The sequence below is a fragment of the Nocardioides sp. B-3 genome, from assembly GCF_024703895.1.
In the GTDB taxonomy this organism is placed as follows: Bacteria; Actinomycetota; Actinomycetes; order Propionibacteriales; family Nocardioidaceae; genus Nocardioides.
Genome location: NZ_CP087968.1, coordinates 309,927 through 332,470, shown reverse-complemented (window position 1 = coordinate 332,470; position 22,544 = coordinate 309,927). Strand labels below are relative to the sequence as shown.

The following is a 22,544-nucleotide window of genomic DNA, read 5'->3' as shown; positions in this document are numbered from 1 at the left end:
TGGCCTTCTTGCATTTACTGACTGGTCACAAAGCGGCGCCACCGCGGTGTCCGATTTCCGCTAGAACCCGTGTCCGGTTTCCGCCAGACTCGTCAGCATGCAGCGCACCGACATGGACCCCGAGTCCTGCTACCGAGCGGTCAAGAGCAGGGACCGTCGCTTCGACGGTGTGTTCTACACGTGCGTCGCGACCACCGGGATCTACTGCCGGCCGAGCTGCCCGGCGCGCACGCCCGGCTTCGCCAACGTCACGTTCCGACCGACGGCCGCGGCCTGCCGGGCGGCCGGGTTCCGGGCCTGCAAGCGCTGCCTTCCGGACGCGACTCCCGGCAGCCCTGACTGGGACGTCGCGGCGGACGTTGCCGGCCGGACGATGCGGCTCATCGCGGACGGCCTCGTCGACCGCGAGGGTGTGGACGGGCTCGCGGCCCGGGTCGGCTACACGCCGCGGCACCTCGGACGCCTGCTGACGAACGAGCTCGGGGCCGGCCCGTTGGCCCCGGCCCGCGCACGGAGGGCGCAGACCGCGCGGATCCTGATCGAGACCACGGACATGACGTTCGCGGACGTGGCGTTCGCCGCGGGCTTCAGCAGCGTCCGCCAGTTCAACGAGACCGTGCGCGAGGTGTACGCCGTGTCTCCGACCGACCTCCGCGGGCGACGCGGCCGGCCGAAGGTCGCCGACGGCACCGTCGTGATGCGACTGCCCGTGCGCACGCCCTATGCCGGCACCGAGCTCCTCGGATTCCTCTCCCTGCGCGCGATCCCCGGCGTGGAGATCGTGGAGGGCGACACCTACGCCCGCACCCTCGCACTCCCGCACGGGCCGGGCACGATCCGGCTCACGTTGCCCGACGTGCCTGACGAGGGCACGACCGCGTTCGTCCGCGCGGAGCTGGCGCTCACCGACCTGCGCGACACGTCCGCCGCCGTCGAGCGGGCAAGGCGACTGCTCGACGCCGACTGCGATCCGATGGCGGTGGCCGACGCGTTCGCGGGGGACCAGCTGCTCGGCCCGCTCGTCAGGCAGACCCCGGGGCTGCGCGTCCCGGGTCATGTCGACGGCAACGAGATCGCCGTACGCGCGGTGCTGGGCCAGCAGGTGAGCGTGGCCGGCGCACGAACCGTCGCCGCCCGCCTGACCCGGGAGCACGGCGTCAAGATCCGGACCACCGTCCCCGGTCTGACCCACCTGTTCCCGAGCATGGAGGCGATCGCCGCGATCGACCCCGAGGACCTGCCGATGCCGCGCGCCGGGGGCCGCGCCCTCACCGGGCTGTGCCGCGCGCTGGCCGAGAAGGTCGTGGTCCTCGACCGCGGCGATGACCGCGACGCCGTACGCGCCGGTCTCCTCGACCTGCCCGGGATCGGTCCGTGGACTGCCGACTACATCGCGATGCGCGCGCTCGGCCACCCCGACGTCTTCCTCACCACCGATCTCGGCACCCGCGATGCGCTCGAACGGCTCGGTGCCCCGGCCGATCTCGACACCGACGCGTGGCGCCCCCGGCGCTCCTACGCGCAGACCTATCTCTGGCACTCTCTCTCGCAAACCCAAGGAGACAACTGACATGTGGACCGTGTTGCCCTCACCCATCGGCGACCTGCGGATCATCGAGCGCGACGACAAGATCAGCGCCATCGAGTTCTTCCCGTTCAGGCAGCCCGCCGACGGCCGGCCACTCGGCGACCGCAGCGACGACCACCCGGTCCCTGGCGGAGGCGGTGCGCCAGCTGACCGCCTACTTCGCCCGCGACCTCAAGGAGTTCGACCTCCCGCTCGCCCCACACGGGTCAGCATTCCAGCAGCGGGTGTGGGAGCAGCTCACCCTCATCCCGTACGGCGACACGGCGTCCTACGGACAGGTCGCGCACCGCCTCGGCATGACCAATGCGGCGAGCAGGGCAGTCGGGCTGGCCAACGGCCGCAACCCGATCCCGATCGTGATCCCGTGCCACCGGGTGATCGGTGCCAACGGGACGCTGACCGGCTACGCGGGCGGCATCGAGCGCAAGCAGACGCTGCTCGAGCTGGAGCAGGACGCGCTGTTCTGACTCGTCTCACCGGGGCTGGGATCGGCGAAGCGCCTGACCGATCGCAGCCCCGACCACGGCCGGCAGCAGGACCCGGGCGGCGGTGAAGGGGATCGAGAACGCGTCGTGGACGATCAGCTCGACGGCCCCCATGCTTGCGAGACGATCGCGGCGAAGGCCGGGAGCCCGGCGCCGAGGTTGGCGGCGCCCTCCTTGGGAGTGAAGTTGGCGAGGACCGCGTAGAAACCGGTCAACGCTGCGGCGTACGCACAGATGCGGACCAGTGCTGCGACGACGATGCTCATGTCGCCAGTGGGGCGCGCGGCTCCCCGGGAGGGCAACCGCACTCCTACTCAGCTCAGTCGGCGGCCGCGCGACGCAGCGACTCGGACAGCCGGTCGGCAGCAGCGAGTACGGCGGGTGCGTGCATGCGACCGGGCTGGCGCGAGAGGCGCTCGAGCGGACCGGAGACCGAGACGGCGGCGATGATCTTGCCGCCGGGGGAGCGCACCGGCGCGGACACGGAGGCCACGCCCTGCTCGCGCTCGCCGATCGACTGGGCCCAGCCCCGGCGGCGGATGCCGGACAGCGCAGTGGCGGAGAAGGCGGCGTTGAGGAGGCCTCGGTGCATGCGCTCCGGGTCCTCCCGGGCCGGGAGCACCTGCGCGGCGGACCCGGCGCGCATCGTCAGCTGGGAACCGATCGGGATGGTGTCGCGCAGGCCGGAGGGTCGCTCGGCTGCGGCGACGCACACGCGGTGGTCGCCCGGCGGCGCCACAGCTGGGCGGACTCACCGGTGATGTCGCGCAGGCGGGCGAGCACGGGGCCGGCGGCGGCAAGCAGGCGGTCCTCGCCGGCGGCGGCGGAGAGCTCGGCGAGCCGGGGGCCGAGCACGAAGCGTCCCTGCATGTCGCGGGCCACGAGGCGGTGGTGCTCGAGCGCGACGGCGAGCCGGTGCGCGGTGGGTCGGGCCGGGCCCGTGCCGGCGACGAGACCGGCGAGCGTGGCAGGTCCGGCCTCGAGGGCCGAGAGCACCGGGGCGGCCTTGTCGAGCACGCCGACTCCGCTAGAGTTGTCCATATGGCAATACTGCCGTCTCAGATCATGGGATGCAAGCGGTAGTGTCGGAGACCACCCGCCGCCCCGGTGATCCCGCGGCGCCGTACCACCCCAATCTCTTATGCGAGAAGGAGCAAGACATGGGCAAGACCCACGGCCGAGAAAGTGTGGGACGAGCACGTCGTTCGTAGTGCCCCCGGGGAGCCCGACCTTCTCTACATCGATCTCCACCTGATCCACGAGGTGACCTCGCCGCAGGCGTTCGACGGACTGCGGCTCGCGGACCGCCGGGTCCGCCGTCCCGACCTGACGCTGGCGACCGAGGACCACAACGTCCCGACGATCGACTGGGACCAGCCGATCGCCGACCCGGTCTCCAAGACGCAGGTCGACACGCTGCGCAAGAACTGTGCCGAGTTCGGCGTGCGCCTGCACCCGCTCGGCGATGTCGAGCAGGGCATCGTGCACGTCGTCGGCCCGCAGCTCGGCCTGACGCAGCCCGGCATGACGATCGTGTGCGGTGACTCCCACACGAGCACGCACGGCGCGTTCGGCGCGATCGCCTTCGGCATCGGCACCTCCGAGGTCGAGCACGTGCTCGCGACCCAGACGCTGATGCAGGCCAAGCCGAAGACGATGGCCGTCACCATCAACGGCTCGCTGCCCGCCGGCGTCACCGCCAAGGACATGGTGCTGACCCTGATCACGCACACCGGCACCGGTGGCGGGCAGGGCTACATCGTGGAGTACCGCGGCCGGGCCATCGAGGAGCTCTCGATGGAGGGACGGATGACGGTCTGCAACATGAGCATCGAGTGGGGCGCGAAGGCCGGACTGATCGCTCCCGACCAGACCACCTTCGACTACATCGAGGGCAAGCCCGAGGCACCGAAGGGCGCCGACTGGGACGCCGCCGTCGAGCACTGGAAGACGCTGGTCACCGACGCCGACGCGCAGTTCGACGAGGAGATCGTCCTCGACGCCTCGACGATGACGCCGTTCGTCACCCGGGGCACCAACCCCGGCCGGGGCGTGCCGCTCGGCGGGCTCGTGCCGACCCCGTCCGACTTCGAGGAGGAGTCCGACCGGATCGCCGCCGAGAACGCGCTGAAGTACATGGGCCTCGAGGCCGGTACGCCGATGCGCGACGTGCACGTCGACACGGTGTTCGTCGGCTCCTGCACCAACGGCCGCATCGAGGACCTGCGCCTCGCGGCCGAGATCATCGAGGGCCACAAGGTCGCCGAGGGCACCCGGCTCCCCGGTCGTCCCGGGCTCGGTCCGGGTTCGCCTGCAGGCGATGGAAGAGGGCCCGGACAAGGTCTTCATCGAGGCCGGCGCCGAATGGCGTGGCGCCGGGTGCTCGATGTGCCCGGGCATGAACCCCGACCAGCTGGCCGTCGGTGAGCGCAGCGCCTCGACGTCCAACCGCAACTTCGAAGGTCGTCAGGGCAAGGGTGGTCGCACCCACCTCGTGTCCATCCCCGTAGCTGCCGCCACTGCTGTGCGCGGCACGCTCTCGTCACCTGCTGACCTCGTCAGCGCGGAGGTCTGAGTCATGGAGAAGTTCAGCACGCACACCGGTGTCGCGATGCCGCTCAAGCGCAGCAACGTCGACACCGACCAGATCATCCCGGCCGTCTACCTCAAGCGCGTCACGCGCGACGGGTTCGAGGACGGGCTCTTCGCCGCCCTGGCGCAACGACCCGGACTTCGTCCTCAACAAGCCGGAGTACACCGGCGCCACCGTCCTCGTCGCCGGCCCCGACTTCGGCACCGGCTCGTCGCGTGAGCACGCCGTGTGGGCGCTGCAGAACTACGGTTTCAAGGCCGTCATCTCCTCGCGCTTCGCCGACATCTTCCGCGGCAACTCCGGCAAGGCCGGACTCGTCGCCGCGCAGGTCGACGAGAAGGTCGTCCAGCGCATCTGGGACTACCTCGACGAGTTCCCCGGGGCGACCGTCACGGTCGACCCGGAGAGCCGGACCGTCAAGGCCGGGGAGGGTCCCGACGCGATCGTCGACTCCTTCGACATCGACGACTACACGCGCTGGCGCCTGCTCGAGGGCCTCGACGACGTCGGCATCACGCTGGGTCACGACGCCGACATCGCGGCCTACGAAAAACACTCGACCGAGCTGGAAACCCGCTACCCAAAAGGTCTGAGCTCTCTTCTCCCTCCAAAGAAAAGCACGCGAAAACGCCCCGTGGTGATTGTGACCCCTGCCACGAATGCCTAGCGTGCCAAGCAGAACGCCGGGCACAGGCTCGGTGCCATGGTTCATTGGAAGGGAAGCTAGTGAACAAGACACAGCTCATCGACGCACTCGCTGCACGCTACGAGGGCAACCGCAAGCAGGCCGCGCACGCTGGACTCGGTGCTCGACACCATCACGCGTGAGGTCGCTCGCGGCGAGAAGGTCGCCATCACCGGGTTCGGCTCGTTCGAGAAGACCGTGCGCAACGCCCGCTGGGTGCGCAACCCGCAGACCGGCGAGCGGATGAAGTCGAAGAAGAAGTCGGTGCCCAAGTTCACGGCCGGTCAGGAGCTGAAGAACATCATCTCCGGTGCCAAGAAGCTCCCCAAGCTGACGGCCGCCAACATGCCCGGGCCTCCGTCGGTGCGTGCAGTCGCGGCTGCGGCGACGGCTGCTGCCGGCGCGGCTGCCAAGAAGGCGACCCCGTCCAAGAAGGCGCCGGCTGCCAAGAAGGCGGCCTCCCGCCAAGGCCGCCGCCACGAAGGCGACTCCGGCCAAGAAGACGACTGCGAAGAAGGCGGCTCCCGCCAAGACGACGGCCGCCGCCAAGAAGGCCCCGGCCAAGAAGGCGCCCGCCACGAAGAAGGCCACGCCCGCCAAGACCGCGGCTCCGGCGAAGACGACGGCCGCCGCCAAGAAGGCCCCCGCCAAGAAGGCGCCTGCCGCCGCGAAGAAGGCTCCGGCTGCGAAGAAGGCCCCGGCCAAGAAGGCAGCAGCAAAGAAGGCCTGATCGACGAGCGTTGATGGCGGGTCACCTCCGGGTGGCCCGCCATCACTGCATCTGGCGCCGCCACACTCCCGCGGTGTGCTCGCCGACGCCGAGCCCCAGTGCGTGCTCCGGGTCGACGGGGTCGTCGACGTCGAGGCGCAACGTCGGCGCTGGCGCGAGGACCTCGCGGGCACCGTGGGTCACGTGCAGGGCGGCCGAGTTGTGGCCGAACGACGGATCGAAGGACGCGAGCGGTGCGGCATACATCGTGGTGCCGGTGCCGGCAGCGTCCCGCACGAAGGACGGCCCGTCGACCTCGTCGAGCGCGGCCGCGAGGTCGTCGCGGGACAGGCACGGCAGGTCGGCACACAGTGCGACGGGCACCGCATCGGGCCAGCGCCGACCGGTCTCAGCCGCGGCCTGCTGCAGCGTCGCGTTGAGGTCGTCGGAGACCCCGTCGGGGATGACCTCGCAACCATCCGCGCGCAGCTGCGCGGCGAACAGGTGGTCGTCGGTGACGACGAGGACGGCGGCCACCCGTGGGGTGTGGCGGGCTGCGGCCACCGTGTCCCCGGCGAAGGCGGCGGCGAGGTCTCGACGTCTGTCGGCCGGCAATGCGTCGAGGCGCGACTTGGCGCGCGCCGGCGGCTTGACCGGCACGATCACGACGAACGAATTGGTGGGTGGCAGGGGAGTCATGTGTGGCCCGATCCTCGCATCCGTACGAGTAACCTGCTCACGTCGATCAGGAGGAAAGTGCGTGTCGGTTCGCAAAGTTCAGGGCAAGAGCGGCTGGGCGGTCAACTTCGCTGTCGTCACCATCAAGCCGTCCATGCTGGCGGCGATGTCGCACACGTGGGTCGACGCGGACAAGATCCCCGCGGCCGGTGGCTGCATCGTCGTCCCCAACCACGTGTCCCACCTCGATCCGCTGCTGACCGCCTACTTCGTCCACGACGCCGGCCGGATCCCGCGCTACCTCGCGAAGTCGGCCCTGTTCCGCACCGGGTTCGTCGGCAGCGTGCTCAAGGGGGCCAAGCAGATCCCCGTCGAACGGCTCTCCGCGGACGCCGTCGGCGCCTACGACGCGGCAGTCCGGGCCGTGAACGACGGGGAGTGCGTCATCGTCTACCCCGAGGGCACGCTGACGCGCGATCCGGACCTGTGGCCGATGAAGGGCAAGTCCGGTGCCGCCCGGATCGCCACGGCGACGGGCGCGCCCGTGATCCCGGTCGGCCACTGGGGTGTCCGGGACGTCCTGTATCCCTACGCGTCCGGGCCTCACCTGTTCCCGCGCAAGAAGGTCACGATGAAGGCCGGTGACCCGGTCTCGATCGACGATCTCCGCGCCCAGCCGCAGACCCCGCAGGTCGTCAGCGAGACCACCGATCGCATCATGGCCGCCATCACCGACATCGTCGCCGAGCTGCGCGGCGAGAAGGCACCCGCCGAGCGCTTCGACCCCGCAAGGCCGGCGTCCGGGAGATCGGCAACCCCACCAAGAAGAAGGATCGCCCATGACCAAGATCGCCGTCTTCAGCGCCGGTTCGTGGGGTACGGCGTTCTCCGTCGTCCTCGGAGATGCCGGCAACGACGTCACGTTGTGGGCCCGTCGCGAGGAGGTGGCGGAGGCGATCAACGGCAAGCGGGAGAACACCGGCTACCTCCCCGGCGTCGAGCTGCCGCCCACCGTCACGGCCACCACCGACGCCGAGCAGGCCACCGCCGACGCCGACATCGTCGTGCTCACCGTTCCTTCGCAGAGCCTGCGGGAGAACCTCACGACACGGGCGCCGATGATCCCCGAGAAGGCCACCATGGTGTCCCTGATGAAGGGCGTCGAGCTCGGATCGCTGAAGCGGATGAGCGAGGTCATCGCCGAGGTGACCGGCGCCGGTCCCGAGCGCATCGCGGTCGTCAGCGGTCCCAACCTCGCCAAGGAGATCGCCCGCCGCGAGCCTGCCGCCTCGGTCGTCGCGTGCGCCGACGAGGACGTCGCCCGGCAGCTGCAGAAGGCCTTCCACACCGCCGCCTTCCGGCCCTACACCTCGACCGACGTGCTCGGCTGCGAGATCGGCGGCGCGTACAAGAACGTCGTCGGCCTTGCCGTCGGTATGGCGGTGGGACTCGGCTTCGGTGACAACACGACCGCCTCGCTGATCACGCGTGGACTCGCCGAGACGGCCCGACTCGCGATGGCGCAGGGCGCCAACCCGCTGACGCTGATGGGGCTCGCCGGCCTCGGCGACCTCGTGGCCACCTGCTCCTCACCGCTCTCGCGCAACCGCACCTTCGGCGAGAACCTCGGCAAGGGGATGACCACCGAGGAGATCTACGCCTCGACCAACCGGGTCGCCGAGGGGGCCAAGTCCTGCAAGTCGCTGCTCGCCCTCGCCCAACGCACCGGCATCGATGCGCCGATCGCCGAGGCCGTCGACGCGGTCGTCGACGGCCGGCAGACGGCCCTCGAGATGATGGACAGCTTCATCTCGCGCGACACGAAGAGCGAGACCGAGTAGCCGAGTCGGCGCAAGTTGCATGCCGAGTCGGCGCAAGTTGCACGGCGAGTCGGCGCAAGTTGCGCCGACTCGGCCGTTGGTTTGCGCCGACTCGGTCAGCCCACGCAGCCGTCGAGCGCGGTGCGCAGGTCGTCCCAGAGGTCCTCGACGTCCTCGACGCCGACGGAGAGCCGGACGAGTCCTTCGGGGATGGTCGGCGCCTCCGCCTTCCAGCGGCGGCGGCGTTCGAAGGTGGACTCGACGCCGCCGAGCGACGTGGCGTGCACCCACAGCTTCGTCTTGTGGGTGAGCAGGTCGGCCGCGATCGCACCCTGCGCGAGCACGATCGACACGATGCCGCCGAAGCCGGGGTAGCGGACCTCGCCGAGCGCCGGGTGGTCCGCCGGGCGGCGTACGAGCTCCTGCGCATTGGCCTGTGACCGCTCCACCCGCAGGTGGAGGGTGCGCATGCCGCGGAGCACCAGCCGGGCCTCGAACGGTCCGGGGATCGCGCCCATCAGGTCGCGACGGTTCTTGAGCACGGCGAACAGCTCGTCGTCCGTCGTGCAGATCGCACCGAGCAGGACGTCGCTGTGCCCGGCGAGGTACTTCGTCGCGGAGTGCACGACGAGGTCGACGCCCATCGCGAGCGGCGTCTGCAGCAGGGGAGTGGCGAAGGTGTTGTCGACGGCGACATACGCCCCGGCCTCGTGCGCGGCGGCGGTGATCGTCTCGATGTCGGCCAGCTCGAGCGCGGGGTTGGTGGGGGACTCCAGCCAGACCGGGGCGGCGTCCTCGCAGGCCTTGACCACGGCATCGGTGTCGGTGATGTCGACGAGCTCGGCTTTGGATCCGGCCGCGCGACTCGAGGTCGGCCAGCGCCGGGATCGTTCCGCTGTAGGAGTGCCGCGGAGCGACGACCTTGGCGCCGTTGGCGACGAGGTCGAGAACCGTGGTCACCGCCGCCATGCCGGACGCGAAGGTCAGGCAGCGACCGCCCTCGAGGGCGCCGAGCGCGTCCTCCAGCGCGGTCCGGGTCGCGTTGGCGTAGCGGCCGTACTCGAGGTCACCGCCGGCGACGTAGGTCGAGGCCATCGTGATCGGCGTGTTGAGCGGCGCGTCCGGTTCACGGGTCGGTCGGCCGGCCGTGACGGCGATCGTGGCGGGGGAGAGGGACGGGTCTGGAGCCATGTCGATCAGCGTAGGCCGATAGGGTCGGGCCAATGAACGAGCCCCGGAAGCCTCGCGTCGCAGTCGTCTTCGGCGGTCGGTCCAGTGAACACGGCATCTCCTGCGTCACGGCCGGGAGCGTGCTGGCCGCGATCGATCGGGAGAAGTACGACGTGGTGCCGGTCGGCATCGCCACGGACGGGCGCTGGGTGCTCGAGGTCGATGACGCCAGCCGACTCGCGATCAGCGGATCGGACGCTGCCCGAGGTCGACGCCAGCCGCTCGATGGTCGCCCTGTTGGGTGCCGCGGGCTCGACCGACCTCGTCGTCACCGAGGCCGCCCGAGTGCCGCAGACCCTCGGCTCGGTCGATGTCGTCTTCCCGCTGCTGCACGGTCCCCGGGGCGAGGACGGCACGCTGCAGGGCATGCTCGAGATGGCCGGCGTCCGCTACGTCGGCTCCGGCGTGCTCGCCTCCGCGGTCGGTATGGACAAGGCCTACATGAAGATCGTGCTGGAGGCCGCCGGTCTGCCGGTCACGCCCGGCATCACCGTCACTCGCCGGGACTGGGCGACCGACCAGCTCTCCGTCATCGAGCGGATCGAGGCGCTCGACTACCCGTCCTTCGCCAAGCCCGCCCGCGGCGGTTCCAGCATCGGCATCAGCAAGATCCACGACCGCGGCGAGATCGCCGAGGCCATCGAGCTCGCTCTCCAGTACGACGCCAAGGTGCTCGTCGAGGTGGCGGTCGTCGGCGGACGTGAGGTGGAGTGCGGCGTGCTCGCCACCTCCGACGGCGATCCGGAGACGTCGCGTCCGGCCGAGGTGCGCACCGGGGCCGACCACGAGTTCTACGACTTCGAGGCGAAGTACCTCGCCGACCGGGACACCGAGATCGATCTGCCGGCCGACCTGCCGCCCGAGGTTGAGCAGGAGCTGCGGCGCCCGGCCGTGCGCGCCTTCGACGCACTGTCCTGCGAGGGACTGGCGCGCGTCGACTTCTTCGTGCTGCCGGACCAGTCGTTGATCATCAACGAGCTGAACACGATGCCCGGCTTCACGCCAACCTCGATGTTCCCGCAGATGTGGGCCGAGTCGGGCGTGAGCTATCCCTGAGCTCGTCGACCGGCTGATCACGCTCGCGCTCGATCGCGACACCGGCCTGCGCTGACTGCCGCTGCTCAACCAGCGGCCACGTGCCGGTTGGCTACAGGCAGGGGTCGGTCTCGGCCAGCGTCTTCGTGATCGCTTCGGCGATGGCGACTGGACCTCGTCGCTGCCGCGATGCTCGGCCGGGATGAGCACACTCACGCGGGGGGAGTGGGTCAGCGCCGTGACCGTGATGTCGGACGACGGGTCCTTGAGCTCCGCGGGGGGCAGGAACCAGCCGACGTCCCCGACGACGGAGCAGGAGGCGAAGTCGTCGTACGTCGACGGCAACCCGACCCCGCAGGTGAGCTCGATCCCACCCCGGGCGGCGGTGCGGTCGGTGTCGTCGGTGAGGTCCTCACCGGCGACCCGGTCGGGAAGCGCGGCCGTCAGCTCGGCGCAGGCCTCGGCATCCGCCGACGACAGCGAGGGCAGGTCGGAGGAGCAACCCGCGGCGAGCAGCAGGCAGAGCACAGCAACGCCCCGCGTCCGCAGGGACACGGGGCGTCGGTGAGTCAGGCTCAGATGTGGACGACGGGGCACGTCAGCGTGCGAGTGATGCCGTCGAGGTTCTGCACCTTGGAGACGACCAGCTTGCCGAGCTCGTCGACATTGCGGGCCTCGGCGCGAACGATCACGTCGTAGGGGCCGGTGACGTCCTCGGCGAGCGTGACGCCCTTGACCCGGGCAATGGCCTTGGCCACCTCGGCGGCCTTGCCGACGTCGGTCTGGATCAGGATGTAGGCCCGGACGACCATCGTGGGACTCCTCGGTGTCGATCGAAGTGGTGCATGTACGTGTGCGAGCGCCAACCTACCGTGAGCGCGGTCACTTCTCGATAGGTGCCCGGCGCCGGGCTTCACCACGTCGATCTGGTCTGATGGACGACATGGCTTTCCCCTCGGACGCGACCCCGGCCGACGCCGGAGAATTTGGCCTGATCGAGGCCTTCACGGCCCTCTTCGAGCAGGGCGAGCACGTGCTGATCGGGCCCGGCGACGATGCCGCCGTGCTGCGCATCCGCAACGGACACGTCGTCGTCTCCACCGACCTGATGGTCGAGGGGCGGCACTTCCGCCGCGACTGGGCCAGCGCCGAGGACGTCGGGCACCGCGCGGCCGCGCAGAACCTCTCCGACATCAACGCCATGGGTGGCAGCGCCCACTCGCTCACGATCGGCCCCGGCCGCGCCGCCCGACCTGCCGGCCCAGTGGGCGCTCGACTTCGCCCGCGGGTTCGCGGCGGAGTGCGCGAGCGTCGGCGCGAGCGTGGTCGGGGGAGACCTGACCCGGGCCGACGAGATCGTGATCGCCGTGACCGTCATCGGCGCGTGCACCCGGGCGCCGGTCGTGCGCTCGGGTGCGGTCGCGGGTGACGTGCTGGCGATCACCGGTCGTCAGGGCTGGGCCGCCGGCGGACTGGCGGTGCTCGGTCGCGGCTTCCGCTCGCCCCGGGTGCTGGTGGAGGCCTATCGCCGTCCGCAACCGCCGTACGCCCAGGGGCCGGCTTGCCGCCGAGGCGGGCGCGACCTCCATGATCGACATCTCCGACGGCCTGCTCGCCGAGGCGAAGCACGGCCGACGAGAGCGGTGTCGCCATCGACGTACGCCGCAATGCGTTCGACCTTGCCGAGCCCCTCGTCGCCGTGGGCGCCGCGCTCGGTGCCGACCCGTTGCAGTTCGTGCTCGGCGGCGGCGACGACCATGCGCTGCTCGCGACCTTCCCCAGTGCCCGGGACGTGCCGGAGGGTTGGCAGGTCATCGGCGAGGTCAGCGAGGGTGCCGGTGTGACCGTGGACGGCGGGGGAGTACGAAGGCCCCACCGGCTGGACGCACTTCTGAGCAGACCGGGCTCGATTTCTCCCAACCCGGCAGGTCGGATACTCTTGTTCGGTTGCTCGCTGGCCGGTCTCGGCTCCGGGCGGGCCCGCACGTTCTCGAATCACCAACGAATCTTCAGGAGTACACGGTGGCTGCCGTCTGTGACATCTGCGCCAAGAAGCCCGGCTTCGGCAACAACCGACCCCGGTCGCGCAAGATTACGAAGCGTCGCTTCGACCCTGAACATCCAGCGCGTGCGCGCCACCGTCAACGGTGCGCCCAAGCGTCTGAACGTCTGCACCGGTTGCATCAAGGCCGGCAAGGTCTCCCGCTGACCTGACGCAGTCTTCGCAACAGACCCCGAGAGCCCTGCTCTCGGGGTCTGTTCGTATGTTGGTTGTCGGTCACCGGCGCTAGCCTGTGCCCTTCGACGCCCACGTCCGTGAAAGGTGCCCGCGATGGAGACCGTGCCGAGCGGCATGTCGACGCTGGCACTGGCCCGGTTCGTGGAGATCGCCACCGACGCCCTCTCGGGGGCGCGTGAGGAGATCGACGCGCTCAACGTCTATCCCGTGCCCGACGGCGACACCGGCACCAACATGTTCCTCACCGTCTCCGCGGCCGGCGACGCGATCGTCCGAAGCGATCGCCGAGGATCCCGAGCTCGACACGACCGCCGCCTTCCGGATCGTGGCCCGGGGCGCCCTCCCGGGCGCCCGCGGCAACTCCGGCGTCATCCTGAGCCAGATGCTCGGGGCATACGTCTCCCGGCTGGCCGAGGACGACGGCACCGTGCAGAACGCCCTCGTGGTGGCCGAGGCCATGCAGCGTGCCACCGACGCCTCCTATGCTGCGGTCGGTGTCCCCGTCGAGGGCACGATCCTGTCGGTGTCCCGAGCCGCGTCCGACGCGGCGATGGCGCGGGCCGCGCTCGAGGGAGCACGCACCCGCGACGTCTTCACCGCGGCCGCGGCCGCCGCCCGCGAGGCGCTCGCGCGCACACCCACCCAGCTCAAGGCCCCGGCGGACGCCGGGGTCGTGGACGCCGGCGGACGAGGGTTGTGCGTCGTGCTGGACGCGGCCGAGACCGTCTCGACCGGCCGTCGCCCACCGCCGGCGCCCGCGGGCGTCCACCGCATCCCCGTGCCGCTCCACGCGCTCGCCGGCGATGCTGACCTCACTCCCGACGGCCCGTCCTACGAGGTGATGTATCTCCTCGATGCCGAGGACACCGCGATCCCCGTGCTCAAGAAGGTGCTGGGCGCGCTCGGCGACAGCCCGGTCGTCGTCGGCAGCGACCGCCTCTGGAACGTCCACGTCCACGTCGACGACGTGGGCGCCGCGATCGAGGCCGGCATCGAGGCTGGCCGGCCCTACCGCGTGCGCGTGACGCACTTCGCCGAGCAGGTCGCCGAGGCCGCGCAGGCCCGCCGACCCACGACGCGGACCGGTCGCAAGGTCGTGGCCGTCGCCGCCGGCCCCGGGCTGGCGGCCCTCTTCGAGGAAGCGGGCGCCGTCGTCGTCGCGGGTGGCCCCGGCCAACGACCGTCGACCGGTCAGATCCTCGAAGCGATCATGCAGTGTGGGGCGGCCGAGGTGGTGGTCCTGCCCAACGACGCCGACTCGGTCCGCGTCGCCGAGATCGCTGCGCGCACCGCGGAGGAGAGCGGCGAGATCCGCGTCGAGGTGGTGGCCTCGCAGGCCCGAGTCCGGGGGCTCGCGGCCATCGCAGTGCACGAGCCGGGCCGCACCTTCGGACCGGGACGTCCGCGAGATGACCGCCACCGCGCGCCACGCCCGCCACGGCGCCATCACCGTCGCCGCCAAGCAGGCGATGACGATGGCCGGCCCGTGCGAGCCCGGTGACGTGCTCGGTGTCATCGCCGGTGACTTCGCGATCGTCGGCCGGGACGCCCACACCGTTGCCGTCGACGTCGTCGAGCGGTTGCTCGGCGGCGGTGGCGAGCTGATCACGATCGTCTCGGGCGCCGGGGGCGAGGAGCTGGCGGCCGGCGTCTCGGCGTACGTCGAGAGCACCCACCCCGCCGTCGACGTGGTGGTCTATGACGGAGGCCGGGACCGTTACCCCCTGCTCGTGAGCGTGGAGTGAATGGTCTCGATCACACCTGATTCGCCGGTGGCGAGCGTCTTCGGCCGCTCGCCCAAGCGCAAGCTCGTCGAGGAGGGCCTCGGCATCACCACGGTGGGGCAGCTGCTGCGGCACTTCCCGCGGCGCTACGTCGAGACCACCGAGCTCACCGAGGTGGGCACCCCCGAGGTCGGGCAGCTGCTGTCGGTCGTCGGTGAGGTGACCAGCGCCTCCGTGAAGCCCTTCCAGCGCGGGCGCAAGACGCAGTTCCGCACCGAGGTCCGCATCCGCACCAACGGCCCTTCCTTCTCGCTGTCGTTCTTCAGTCCTTATGCGGGGCAGGCCAACTCGTACGTCGAGCAGATGGCGCCCGGCAGCCGCGGCCTGTTCACCGGCAAGACCAAGATCTTCAACGGCAGCTGGCAGCTCGAGCAGCCGCACCAGCTGATGTTCGGCGACGGCGACGCTGAGGACGAGACCCTCAGCAAGCTGCTGCCCGTCTATCCGCTCACCAACAAGCTCTACGTCTGGGACCTGATCAAGGTGATCCGGGTGGCGCTCGACCCGGTCACCGACGTGCCCCGACATGCTGACGCCCGAGCTGCGCCAGCGATACGACGTGCTCGACGTGATGACCGCGCTCCGGCTCGTGCACGGCCCCGATGACTACGCCCGGGCCGGTGCCGCCCAGCGACGGTTCCGTTTCGAGGAGGCGCTCGTCCTCCAGCTGGTGCTCGCTCGCCGACGGGCGGCCCAGCGTGCCCTCGGAGCGCAGGCACGGACGGGTGGCGGGAGACTGCTGGAGGCGTTCGACGAGCGACTGCCGTTCGAGCTCACGGGCGGCCAGCGCGAGATCGGCGCGGTCCTCGAGACCGAGCTCGCCCAGCCGCACCCGATGAACCGCCTCCTGCAGGGAGAGGTGGGCTCCGGCAAGACGCTGGTCGCGCTGCGCGCGATGCTGCGCGTGGTCGACTCGGGCGGCCGGGCCGTGCTGCTCGCGCCGACAGAGGTGCTCGCCCAGCAGCACCACCGCTCGATCTCCGCGATGCTCGGTGACCTCGCCCGGGGCGGGATGCTCGGCGGTGCGGCCGACGGCACATCAGTGGCCCTGCTGACGGGGTCCATGCCCAAGGCCGCCAAGGACCACGCGCTTGGACTGATGGCAAGTGGGGAGGCTGGCATCGTGATCGGCACGCACGCGCTCCTCGAGGACTCCGTCTCCTTCGCCGACCCGGGCCCGGTGGTGGTCGACGAGCAGCACCGATTCGGCGTCAAGCAGCGAGCGGCCCTCACCGACAAGGCCGGCTCACCGCCGCACGTGCTGGTGATGACCGCGACCCCGATTCCGCGGACCGTCGCGATGACCGTCTTCGGCGACCTCGAGACCTCCGTGCTCACCGAGCTGCCGGCCGGCCGCGCCCCTATCCAGACCAATGTCGTGCCGCTCGCCGATCAGCCGTCCCTGGATCGGGCGCGTCTGGGAGCGGGTGCGCGAGGAGGTCGGCAAGGGCCATCAGGCCTACGTCGTGTGCCCCCGCATCAGCGGCGACACCCTCGAGGAGGGCGAGAGCGACCAGCTCGACGTCGACGAGGACGGCGAGGTGACCACCAAGAAGATGCCGCTCGCCGCCGTCGAGGACCTGCACGAGGAGCTCGCCGGGGGAGCGCTGCACGGCCTGCGCACCGCGATCCTGCACGGCAAGCTGCCGCCCGACGAGAAGGACCGCACGATGCGCGCCTTCGCCGCCGGCCAGATCGATGTCCTCGTCTCCACCACCGTGATCGAGGTCGGCGTCGACGTCCACAACGCCACGACCATGGTGCTCCTCGACGCCGACCGGTTCGGCGTCAGCCAGCTCCACCAGCTCCGCGGCCGGGTCGGTCGAGGTGGCCTGCCCGGGCTGTGCCTGCTGGTGTCCCGCGCCGAGGCCGACACGCCGGCTCGCGAGCGACTGGACGCGGTCGCGTCGACCACCGACGGCTTCGAGCTCAGCAAGGTCGACCTCGAGCAGCGCCGCGAGGGCGACGTGCTCGGCGCCAACCAGTCGGGCTTCCGGTCCAGCCCGGTCACGCTGCGGGTGCTGCGCGACGAGAAGACGATCATCCGGGCACGTGAGGCCGCCGACGAGCTGCTGGCGGAGGACGCCGACCGGCGCCGTACCCCGTCCCGGCGGCCGCCGTCGCCGACATCGAGGCCTCCCGGCACTCAGAGTTCGTGGACAAGTCATGACCCGGATCATCGGGGGAGCGGCCGGGGGCGGCGCCCGGGTCACACCGCGCGGTGTCGCCACCCGCCCGACCAGCGACCGCGTGCGCGAGGCCCTGTTCTCCGCCGTCGAGGCGTGGTGCGGCTCGCTCGACGGCCTGCGGTTCCTCGACCTCTACGCCGGGTCCGGCGCCGTGGGGCTCGAGGCCCGGTCACGGGGTGCGGGCGTCGTCACGTTCGTGGAGCAGGACCGCAAGACCGCTGCCCTGATCGCCCGCAACGCCGAGACGTTGGGTGCCGCGCGCACCAACGTGGTCGCGACGTCGGTGGTCACCGCGCTGCGCAGGAGCCCGTCGGCGCCCTACGACATCGTGTTCCCTGGACCCGCCCTACCCCCTGTCCGATGCTGACGTCAGGGCTGCCCCCGGCGGCCCCGGTGGACGGGGACTGGCTGGTCCCGGGGGCTCTGGTCGTCGTCGAGCGGTCCGTGCGTGGCCCCGCGCTGGCCCGGCCGACCGGCTCCGGACGGTGAGCGGTCGAAGAAGTACGGCGAGACGATGCTTTGGTACGGTCACGCCGCCCGACCCCCTGCTGGATCCCCCGACGGTCAGGAGTGACCCGATGCCCGAGCGCACCCCCGGCCGCTTGCACAGGGCGGTCTGCCCCGGCTCCTTCGACCCGGTGACCAACGGCCACCTCGACATCATCGGGCGGTCCGCGAAGCTCTTCGACGAGGTTGTCGTCGCGGTCGGCGTGAACAAGTCCAAGAACCGCCTCTTCTCCGCCGAGGAGCGGATCGAGATGCTGGGCGAGGCGTGCGCGGGCTGGGACAACGTCAGGGTGGACGGGTTCACCGGACTGCTCACCGACTTCTGCCTGCAGAACGAGATCGACGCGATCGTCAAGGGGCTGCGTGCCGTGACCGACTTCGACTACGAGCTGCAGATGGCGCAGATGAACTCCAGCCCTGGCCCCGGTCGTCGAGACGGTCTTCGTGCCGACGAGCCCCGAGTGGTCGTTCCCGGCCAGCAGCCCGGTCAAGGAAGTGGCCACCTTCGGTGGCGACGTGACCGGCCCGGTGCCCGAGTTCGTGCGCGAGCTGCTGCTCAAGCGGCTGGCCGAGCGCGAGAGCGGCACCGACTGACCTCCGTTTTGCCCGTTCACCCGCCGGACGGCTACGATTCCGTGGTTCTGTTCAGTGTCCGGTTTGGAGTGAAGTGATGACCAGCTCGGACCCGAGAGCGCCGCTCGTGCTCGACACACGCGAGCTCGGCCGCCGCCCGGGGTCCCAGCTGGAAATTGTTCGCACCGTGCCTGCGCCGACAGAACTTGGCATCGAAGTCTTGCGTGTCCCCGAAGGCTCGCCGGTCGAACTCGACCTGCGGCTGGAGGCGGTCATGGAGGGCGTGCTGGTCTCCGGCTCCGCTACGGCAGAGCTGGACGGCGAATGCGCACGGTGCCCGGCGCCGATCGAGGACGAGATCTCCGTCCGGCTCCGGGGAGCTGTTCGTGTACGACGACGTCCGGCACGACGCGTCCGACACGGACCTTGAGGACGAGACCAGCCGGCTCGAGGACGACCTGCTCGACCTCGAGCCACTGCTGCGGGACGCGGTGGTGCTTGCACTTCCGTTCCAGCCGCTGTGCGAGGAGGACTGTCCCGGTTTGTGCGTCGAGTGTGGCGCCCGACTGGCCGACGATCCCGAGCACGAGCACGAGGAGCCGATCGACCCCCGGTGGGCCGGACTCCAAGGGCTTGAAACACTGCAGGACCCCAGCACCACCACAGACTGAATCCACAGACTGACACTTACGCCCGAGGCGACTCGGTCGGCAACACAAGGAGAGAACCATGGCTGTTCCGAAGCGGAAGATGTCGTGAAGCAACACGCGCCACCGCCGGTCGCAGTGGAAGGCCGTCGCGCCGAGCCTCGTGACCTGCGCCAACCCGGCCTGCGCCGAGAAGCACCTGCCGCACCGTGCCTGCGGTGCCTGCGGCCAGCACGGCGCCCGCGCCGCCCGTCGCCAGGTCCTCTGAGCGAGTTCAAGCAACTCCGCTGAGCACCCGGGAGCTGCGTGAGGCGCTCGGGAATCCAGTCCCGGATCCCGAGCTCCTCGAGCGCGCTGACCCACCGTTCGTTCGCCTACGAGAACGGTGGGCTGCCGACCAACGAGCGGCTCGAGTTCCCGGGTGACTCGGTGCTCGGGGTCGTGGTCACCCGAGACGCTCTACACCAGCCACCCCGACCTCTCCGAGGGGCGGCTGGCCAAGCTCCGCGCCGCTGTGGTCAACGCTCGTGCGTTGGCCGACGTGGCTCGCCGGATCGACCTCGGCAAGCACATCAAGCTCGGCCGCGGTGAAGAGTCGACCGGGGGCCGCGAGAAGGCCTCGATCCTCTCCGACACCGTCGAGGCGTTGATCGGCGCGATCCACATGAGCGGCGGCATCGAGGCCTCCGCCGACGTCGTGCACCTGCTCTTCGACGACGTGATGGTCGCCGCCGCCTCCATGGGGGCCGGCCTCGACTGGAAGACCTCCCTGCAGGAGCTGTCCGCGGCCCTCGCGCTCGGAGTGCCGGAATACGTCATCGAGGACGACGGCCCCGACCACATGAAGACCTTCGTTGCCCGCGTCCGCGTCGGCGACCAGCTCTACGGCCACGGCACCGGCCGCTCGAAGAAGCAGGCCGAGCAGGGTGCGGCCGAGACCGCCTACCTCGAGCTCTCCGAGGCGCAGGCCCGGGCCATCGACGCGCAAGCCTGATCCTTGCCCGAGCTCCCCGAGGTCGAGGTCGTCCGCGCCGGCCTCGCCCGCCACGTCACCGGCGCCACCGTCACCGGTGTCGAGGTGCTGCACCCGCGCCCGCTGCGGCGTGACCCGCGGGGCGCCGACGGGTTCGTCGCCGCCCTGATCGGGGAGCGGATCGAGGCCGTACACCGACGCGGGAAGTACTTCTGGCTCGCCCTGTCCTCCGGTGACGCCGTGCTCGGCCACCTCGGCATGAGCGGGCAGATGCTGCTCCAGCAGCCCGGAGCCGACGACGAGAAGCATCTGAGGGTGCGGTTCGTCCTGTCGGACGGAGTTGAGATGCGGTTCGTGGACCAGCGCATGTTCGGCGGCCTGCTCGTCTCCGAGGGCGGCGCCGAGCTGCCGAACGAGATTGCGCACATCGGCCGCGACCCGCTCGACCCTGAGTTCGACCCGGGACGACGTGGTCAGGCGGATGCGTCGCCGTACCGTCGGGATCAAGCGCCAGCTCCTCGACCAGAACCTCGTGTCGGGCATCGGCAACATCTACGCCGACGAAGCGCTGTGGCGGGCCGGGCTGCACTTCGACCGGCCGGGGGACCGGCTCACGCTCGCGCAGGCCAACGACGTGCTGACCCACGCGACCACCGTCATGCAGGACGCGCTCGGCCGGGGCGGCACGTCCTTCGACGCGCTCTACGTCAACGTCAACGGCGAATCGGGCTACTTCGACCGGTCCCTGCACGCCTACGGGCGGGAGGGTGAGCCCTGCGACCGCTGCGGGACGGCGATGAAGCGGGCCGCCTTCATGAACCGCTCGTCGTTCTTCTGCCCGGTGTGTCAGAAACCACCGCGACCACGCCGGAAGCGTGCATGATCCGCTCGCTTCGCTCGCGAATATCGACCGCCCCACATTGACCCACACCCATCACGGTGGGACTCTTGTAGACGGCCGCAAGCCGCGGTCGCCCACACCAACATGCAAGGGGCGCTCCTCATGGCGAAGGCGCTGATCGGCTATCTCCACAGCGACCAACGCATCCCCGCCCGACAGGGTCTCGAGAACCAGCGACTGCGCAACCGGGTCGCCGAGCTCGAGACACTGGTGCTGCGACTCCGAGTCGAGAACGACCGGCTGATCGCCGAGCAGGCGACAGCCACGCTCGAGGCGGAGATGCTCGAGCCGGAGATGCTCCCGGCCTGATCGGACAGGGCGTGACCAGCGACACGTCTGTGTCGTTGATGGGCCATGCGCATCCTGCCTGCCGCTGCTGCGGCCATGGGTCTCGCGGCCTCCGTCGCCCTGACCGCTCCTGCCCTCGCCCACGGCGACCGTGACCGCCCGGAGCAGAAGCGGACTGAGTACACCGCGGGGCTCAACGTCCCGGTCGCGATGAGCCCCAGCGTCAGCCTGGTGGACAGCAACCCCGGCTCGGCCGGGATCTCCGGCTGCTTCATGAAGACGGCGCCGCTGTTCGTCATGTCCGGCCTCGACTCGGTCGTGGTGCACGACATCAGCAACCCCCTCGACCCCCAGCAGCGTCGGGACCCTGCCAAGCCTGCAGTTCGAGAACGAGGCGATGAACTGCGGCGAGCGCAAGGTCGGGGGCACCACCCAGCGCTTCGCCCTGATCGGCGTCGACCTCTACCGAGGCCTCCCCGGGCGACATCGAGCACGTCAACGACCCCGTGCGTGGGGACTATGAGCTCATCGTCGTCGACGTCACCGACCCCACGACGCCGAAGATCCGCTCGCGGGTCCCGTCGACCACCAGCACCCACACGGTGACGTGCGTCGTCGACACGGACTGCCGCTACGTCTACTCCGCCGGTGACGACAGTGCGGTTCCGGGCCGGGGCAGCTTCTCGATCTTCGACCTGTCCGACCTCGACCACCCCGTGGAGGTCGACAGCGACGCGGCTGTCGCCGGAGTCCAGCCCTTCCGCTCCGACGCGGTCGGCTGGGGCGGGCACAAGTGGAACTTCGACGGCGCCGGGCGCGGGACCCACACCGGGGCCGGCGGCTCCTACGTCTACGACGTCTCCAACCCGGTCGCCCCCGTGGAGATCGCCAACACCGGGGCGGCGGGCGACTCGGCCCGGGACGGCATGACCAACGGCTTCAACAACTTCATCCACCACAACTCCTTCCAGCCCAATGCCGGGACGTTCCGGCCGGACGCGGCGCCCTCGTTGGCCAACGGCAACATCCTGCTCGTCACCGAGGAGGACTACGAGGACACCAACTGCGCGACCGCCGGGTCGTTCCAGACCTGGCACGTCAAGCGGACGGACGGCTCCGACGGGTCCATCGTGCCGCTCGCCAAGGTGGAGCTGGCCGACCCGGCGACGTACCCCCTGCCGGTCGGCGCGTTCTGCTCCGCGCACTGGTTCGACTACCACCAGTCCGGGCTGGTGTCGGTGGGCTACTACGGCGGCGGCACCCAGTTCATCGACGTCACCGACCCGACAGCGCCCAGCAGTCACGGGTTCGCGTGGTTCGGCGCCTCCGAGGTCTGGGACAGCTACTGGGTCCCCGTCTACAACTCGCGCGGCGTCGCCACCGGCAAGAAGACCAACCTCGCCTACTCGGTCGACCTGGTGCGCGGTCTCGACGTCCTCGCGGTGGACGTCGACGGTGACTCCGTCGGTGCGGTGCCCGACCCGGTCCTGCTGCCGGGCGGTTCGGGCACGACCCTCACCATCACCGACGCCGTGCCCGTCGGGGTGCTCGGTGGCCTCGGCGCGCTCCTCATCGCCGCACGGCGCCGCCGGGACCAGCACCGCGACTGAGTGTGCTTCA

Annotated in this window: 21 protein-coding genes and 15 pseudogenes; 28 read left to right on the top strand and 8 right to left on the bottom strand. The window is 70.5% G+C overall.

What is annotated here, in order from left to right:
* Positions 1-97: 97 nt before the first annotated feature.
* Entirely contained in the window at positions 98-1,570 is a 1,473-nt protein-coding gene (locus tag LP418_RS02255) for an AlkA N-terminal domain-containing protein (RefSeq protein WP_257955065.1), read from the top strand.
* 155 nt (positions 1,571-1,725) lie between these two features.
* Positions 1,726-2,055, top strand: coding sequence for a methylated-DNA--[protein]-cysteine S-methyltransferase (locus LP418_RS02250; RefSeq protein WP_336275888.1), 330 nt, complete (start codon positions 1,726-1,728; stop codon positions 2,053-2,055).
* Between the two features lie 6 nt (positions 2,056-2,061).
* Here the strand turns inward: LP418_RS02250 and LP418_RS02245 are convergent, their stop codons facing one another.
* The 3 genes and pseudogenes from LP418_RS02245 to LP418_RS02235 all read right to left on the bottom strand — a co-directional run bounded on the left by LP418_RS02245 (position 2,062) and on the right by LP418_RS02235 (position 3,114).
* A complete protein-coding gene (locus LP418_RS02245) occupies positions 2,062-2,187 on the bottom strand; it encodes a hypothetical protein (RefSeq protein ID WP_257955064.1) in 126 nt (41 codons plus the stop codon).
* On the bottom strand, positions 2,169-2,339 hold the full coding sequence (locus tag LP418_RS02240; protein ID WP_257955063.1) for a hypothetical protein: 171 nt from the start codon (positions 2,337-2,339) through the stop codon (positions 2,169-2,171). Before LP418_RS02240 ends, LP418_RS02245 begins: the two co-directional genes overlap by 19 nt.
* Before the next feature lie 53 nt (positions 2,340-2,392).
* A pseudogene (locus LP418_RS02235) lies at positions 2,393-3,114 on the bottom strand (IclR family transcriptional regulator).
* 93 nt (positions 3,115-3,207) lie between these two features.
* Here LP418_RS02235 and leuC point away from each other — a divergent pair.
* The 3 genes and pseudogenes from leuC (at position 3,208) to LP418_RS02215 (ending at position 6,095) form a co-directional block, all read left to right on the top strand.
* Positions 3,208-4,648, top strand: a pseudogene (gene leuC / locus LP418_RS02230) (3-isopropylmalate dehydratase large subunit).
* Positions 4,649-4,651: 3 nt separating this feature from the next.
* A pseudogene (leuD, locus tag LP418_RS02220) lies at positions 4,652-5,259 on the top strand (3-isopropylmalate dehydratase small subunit).
* 212 nt (positions 5,260-5,471) lie between these two features.
* Positions 5,472-6,095, top strand: coding sequence for an HU family DNA-binding protein (locus tag LP418_RS02215; protein WP_257955062.1), 624 nt, complete (start codon positions 5,472-5,474; stop codon positions 6,093-6,095).
* Between the two features lie 28 nt (positions 6,096-6,123).
* On the opposite strand, the gene cofC is transcribed toward LP418_RS02215, so the two are convergent.
* Positions 6,124-6,759 (bottom strand): 2-phospho-L-lactate guanylyltransferase, encoded by a 636-nt coding sequence (gene cofC / locus LP418_RS02210; RefSeq protein WP_257955061.1) that lies wholly within the window; start codon positions 6,757-6,759, stop codon positions 6,124-6,126.
* Here cofC and LP418_RS02205 point away from each other — a divergent pair.
* Both LP418_RS02205 and LP418_RS02200 read left to right on the top strand, forming a co-directional pair.
* Positions 6,758-7,240: pseudogene (locus tag LP418_RS02205) on the top strand (lysophospholipid acyltransferase family protein); the annotation flags it as partial. The gene cofC and the pseudogene LP418_RS02205 overlap by 2 nt on opposite strands.
* A gap of 337 nt (positions 7,241-7,577) precedes the next feature.
* Positions 7,578-8,579: an NAD(P)H-dependent glycerol-3-phosphate dehydrogenase gene (locus LP418_RS02200; protein WP_257955060.1), complete on the top strand. Its 1,002-nt coding sequence runs from the start codon at positions 7,578-7,580 to the stop codon at positions 8,577-8,579.
* 95 nt (positions 8,580-8,674) lie between these two features.
* Here the strand turns inward: LP418_RS02200 and LP418_RS30200 are convergent, their stop codons facing one another.
* Positions 8,675-9,370, bottom strand: coding sequence for a trans-sulfuration enzyme family protein (locus tag LP418_RS30200; protein ID WP_336275887.1), 696 nt, complete (start codon positions 9,368-9,370; stop codon positions 8,675-8,677).
* A 106-nt stretch (positions 9,371-9,476) separates the two neighbouring features.
* A pseudogene (locus LP418_RS30195) lies at positions 9,477-9,749 on the bottom strand (PLP-dependent transferase); the annotation flags it as partial.
* 32 nt (positions 9,750-9,781) lie between these two features.
* On the opposite strand from LP418_RS30195, the pseudogene LP418_RS30190 reads away from it, so the two are divergent.
* Together LP418_RS30190 and LP418_RS02190 are read left to right on the top strand one after the other, a co-directional pair.
* Positions 9,782-9,937, top strand: a pseudogene (locus LP418_RS30190) (D-alanine--D-alanine ligase A); the annotation flags it as partial.
* A gap of 13 nt (positions 9,938-9,950) precedes the next feature.
* Positions 9,951-10,844, top strand: a complete 894-nt coding sequence (locus LP418_RS02190) for a D-alanine--D-alanine ligase family protein (protein WP_336275886.1) — start codon at positions 9,951-9,953, stop codon at positions 10,842-10,844.
* Positions 10,845-11,003: 159 nt separating this feature from the next.
* Here the strand turns inward: LP418_RS02190 and LP418_RS32155 are convergent.
* Together LP418_RS32155 and LP418_RS02185 are read right to left on the bottom strand one after the other, a co-directional pair.
* Positions 11,004-11,351 (bottom strand): annotated as a pseudogene (locus tag LP418_RS32155) (DUF3515 family protein); the annotation flags it as partial.
* Between the two features lie 47 nt (positions 11,352-11,398).
* Positions 11,399-11,635, bottom strand: coding sequence for an Lrp/AsnC family transcriptional regulator (locus LP418_RS02185; protein ID WP_257955059.1), 237 nt, complete (start codon positions 11,633-11,635; stop codon positions 11,399-11,401).
* Between the two features lie 122 nt (positions 11,636-11,757).
* Here LP418_RS02185 and LP418_RS32150 point away from each other — a divergent pair.
* From LP418_RS32150 to LP418_RS02100, 19 genes and pseudogenes are all read left to right on the top strand, one after another.
* Positions 11,758-11,994, top strand: a pseudogene (locus LP418_RS32150) (AIR synthase related protein); the annotation flags it as partial.
* A 34-nt stretch (positions 11,995-12,028) separates the two neighbouring features.
* On the top strand, positions 12,029-12,667 hold the full coding sequence (locus LP418_RS02180) for an AIR synthase related protein (RefSeq protein ID WP_442940088.1): 639 nt from the start codon (positions 12,029-12,031) through the stop codon (positions 12,665-12,667).
* 178 nt (positions 12,668-12,845) lie between these two features.
* Positions 12,846-13,032: pseudogene (gene rpmB / locus LP418_RS02175) on the top strand (50S ribosomal protein L28).
* Positions 13,033-13,237: 205 nt separating this feature from the next.
* On the top strand, positions 13,238-14,563 hold the full coding sequence (locus LP418_RS02170) for a DAK2 domain-containing protein (protein WP_257955058.1): 1,326 nt from the start codon (positions 13,238-13,240) through the stop codon (positions 14,561-14,563).
* Positions 14,472-14,807 (top strand): hypothetical protein, encoded by a 336-nt coding sequence (locus LP418_RS02165; protein ID WP_257955057.1) that lies wholly within the window; start codon positions 14,472-14,474, stop codon positions 14,805-14,807. The genes LP418_RS02170 and LP418_RS02165 overlap by 92 nt, the downstream gene beginning before the upstream one ends.
* Positions 14,808-15,452 carry a hypothetical protein gene (locus tag LP418_RS02160; RefSeq protein ID WP_257955056.1) on the top strand — a complete coding sequence of 215 codons (645 nt, stop codon included), beginning with the start codon at positions 14,808-14,810 and terminating at the stop codon, positions 15,450-15,452.
* A pseudogene (locus tag LP418_RS30185) lies at positions 15,373-16,086 on the top strand (DEAD/DEAH box helicase); the annotation flags it as partial. The gene LP418_RS02160 and the pseudogene LP418_RS30185, both read left to right, overlap by 80 nt.
* Positions 16,087-16,219: 133 nt before the next feature.
* A pseudogene (locus LP418_RS30180) lies at positions 16,220-16,618 on the top strand (helicase-related protein); the annotation flags it as partial.
* 394 nt (positions 16,619-17,012) lie between these two features.
* Positions 17,013-17,402: an RsmD family RNA methyltransferase gene (locus LP418_RS02145; RefSeq protein WP_257955055.1), complete on the top strand. Its 390-nt coding sequence runs from the start codon at positions 17,013-17,015 to the stop codon at positions 17,400-17,402.
* A complete protein-coding gene (locus LP418_RS02140; RefSeq protein WP_257957300.1) occupies positions 17,396-17,524 on the top strand; it encodes a hypothetical protein in 129 nt (42 codons plus the stop codon). Before LP418_RS02145 ends, LP418_RS02140 begins: the two co-directional genes overlap by 7 nt.
* 89 nt (positions 17,525-17,613) lie before the next feature.
* Positions 17,614-18,213: a pantetheine-phosphate adenylyltransferase gene (gene coaD / locus LP418_RS02135; RefSeq protein ID WP_336275885.1), complete on the top strand. Its 600-nt coding sequence runs from the start codon at positions 17,614-17,616 to the stop codon at positions 18,211-18,213.
* Positions 18,213-18,786: pseudogene (locus tag LP418_RS02130) on the top strand (YceD family protein). The gene coaD and the pseudogene LP418_RS02130 overlap by 1 nt, the downstream one beginning before the upstream one ends.
* 58 nt (positions 18,787-18,844) lie before the next feature.
* Positions 18,845-19,030, top strand: a pseudogene (gene rpmF, locus LP418_RS02125) (50S ribosomal protein L32).
* Positions 19,031-19,068: 38 nt separating this feature from the next.
* Positions 19,069-19,182 (top strand): annotated as a pseudogene (locus tag LP418_RS30175) (ribonuclease III); the annotation flags it as partial.
* A 1-nt stretch (position 19,183) separates the two neighbouring features.
* A complete protein-coding gene (locus tag LP418_RS02120) occupies positions 19,184-19,756 on the top strand; it encodes a ribonuclease III family protein (RefSeq protein ID WP_257955054.1) in 573 nt (190 codons plus the stop codon).
* A gap of 3 nt (positions 19,757-19,759) precedes the next feature.
* A pseudogene (mutM, locus tag LP418_RS02115) lies at positions 19,760-20,618 on the top strand (bifunctional DNA-formamidopyrimidine glycosylase/DNA-(apurinic or apyrimidinic site) lyase).
* Positions 20,619-20,720: 102 nt separating this feature from the next.
* On the top strand, positions 20,721-20,945 hold the full coding sequence (locus LP418_RS02110) for a hypothetical protein (RefSeq protein WP_257955053.1): 225 nt from the start codon (positions 20,721-20,723) through the stop codon (positions 20,943-20,945).
* A 45-nt stretch (positions 20,946-20,990) separates the two neighbouring features.
* Positions 20,991-21,530, top strand: coding sequence for a hypothetical protein (locus tag LP418_RS02105; RefSeq protein ID WP_257955052.1), 540 nt, complete (start codon positions 20,991-20,993; stop codon positions 21,528-21,530).
* Positions 21,431-22,534 (top strand): hypothetical protein, encoded by a 1,104-nt coding sequence (locus tag LP418_RS02100; RefSeq protein WP_257955051.1) that lies wholly within the window; start codon positions 21,431-21,433, stop codon positions 22,532-22,534. Before LP418_RS02105 ends, LP418_RS02100 begins: the two co-directional genes overlap by 100 nt.
* Positions 22,535-22,544 lie beyond the last annotated feature (10 nt).